This window comes from Bartonella sp. AU16XJBT (genome assembly GCF_028618665.1).
Classification (GTDB): Bacteria; Pseudomonadota; Alphaproteobacteria; order Rhizobiales; family Rhizobiaceae; genus Bartonella.
This window is the reverse complement of sequence record NZ_JAQITF010000060.1, coordinates 1-1,921: the sequence shown is the minus strand read 5'-3', so window position 1 is coordinate 1,921 and position 1,921 is coordinate 1. Positions and strand designations below refer to the sequence as shown.

1 protein-coding gene is annotated in these 1,921 nt (G+C 39.1%); it reads right to left on the bottom strand.

Annotated elements, in window-relative coordinates; all coding sequences use genetic code 11:
* A partial coding sequence (locus tag PVV66_RS09465; protein ID WP_273761007.1) for a helicase-related protein occupies positions 1 to 1,921 on the bottom strand: 1,921 nt, incomplete at both ends.

Sequence of the window (1,921 nt, the reverse complement as noted above, 5' to 3'; positions counted from 1 at the left end):
TATCCGTGGTTTTCTTAAATGCCTTGGCAAAAAAACTTTCATAAAGTTTGATAATAAGATTCTGTTTTGCATGAGTTTCGGTAATCCCTGCTGTACAGAACGTGACACTTTTGTAAAATTTATCAAGATCTTTGGTTTTTTCTTCGATATTGGTTTTATCCAGTTCTCTTAAGATCTTGTCCATGGCTTGCGAAATGGCATTGTTGTGGACAAATTCATTGCCCTCAAACAAAGCTTCAAACACGGGACGCGTGACAAGATGTTGGGCTAACATCTCAATCGCTTCTTCTTTTTTTATTTCACTGTTGACGTTGTTCTTTAATTCCTTATGGAATGCATCAAAGGCGTGAAAGGCTTCACTCTTTTCATCGGAAATCATATCTTTAAGATGATTGATATGGTTTTGAGCAATCTCAGCAACATTGTTCGCCCATATGCCCCAATAATCCGTGATTTTAAAACTATCCAGAAAAATGGCTTTGACAAAATCAAAAAATTCAGAACGGCGGAATAAGTCTCCTTGTCCTCCAGATACCGATTGAGATTTGCTTTCTGCTGTTCCAATGGTATGTCCAGAACTTTCTGTTTTTGATGCTATCGAGATCTCATCAACTGTTGTGGTGAGCTCTTTTAATTCATCGTCACGCTTAATCTCTATAATCTCAATCGTATGACTGCTATCTTGTCCTAAAGACATTTGATTAATTGTCCGAGCAAGTCTCTCATCATGAGAATGTAAAGCATGCAAAACTTGCCAAACAACACGATACCTTTTATTGTTTTTTAAAGCCTTTTTGGCTTCTAAGTGTGAAGGAATGATAATGGGTAAAATGATATAGCCCGTTTTCTTATTTGGAGCACGACGCATCACACGTCCTACCGCCTGTATCACATCGACTTGGCTATTGCGCGGGTGTAAAAACATGATGGCATCAAGAGCAGGAACATCAATCCCTTCAGACAGACACCGAACATTGCTTAAGATCCGACAAACATTTTGACCCGCATCTTCTTTAAGCCAATCCAATTCCTCATTGCGTTTTTTGACGCTTTGCGTTCCGTCAATATGTCTTACTTCACAGTTCAAAAAAGGAACGGTTTGAAGGAAATCATCAATATGAGATTTGATAATTTTATTGAAGAGCTTTGTGATATATTGAGATGTATTGATATCTTTGCAAAAAGCTAAAGCACATTGCATGGGCTCTGTATCATTATCATCAACAGCGGCTTGCTTATCTATTTTAGTAAGTGCTCTATAACAGCCAATAATTTTTGCCGCATCATCTAAATCAATTTCATGGTTTTCATTGGCAATAATCTCTTGTATGGCTGGTGTGATATAGGTTTCATTAATACCCAAGACCACAATCTTGTAAGGAGTTAAAAGTTCATTATCGACAGCTTCCGCGAAGGTATAATGATGGAGTTGTTTGCCATAAAGGGTTTCATCATCCATAGATGCTAGAACAGCATTAATCTCATCAGCACGCCTTTTGGCAGTGTCACTAAAGATACGAGGCGTTGCTGTCATATACAGACGTTTTTTGCCCCGAATGATGCTGTTATCGTGAACCTTGATAAATTCGGATTCATTGTCCTCTGTTCCCAATGAAGCCCCAGTGGTTCTATGCGCTTCATCGCAAATGATCAGATCAAATTCGGGTAAAGCATGATCCTTTTGCGCATCCGAAATCACTTGAATGGAATGATAGGTTGAAAAGATAACCGTCATTGCATCTTCTAGGTTTTCACAAGCTTCTTTGGCAAGGGCTTTTGCATCCGTGGTAGCAGGGAGCACAAGATCTGATGTTTCCATGCCAACAATATCATCTTGGTTTTTACGACGCTTGCCTACTTTTGTATCCGAACACACAGCAAAAGAACGCAAAGGTACTTGTGCATCGGTTGTCCATTCACG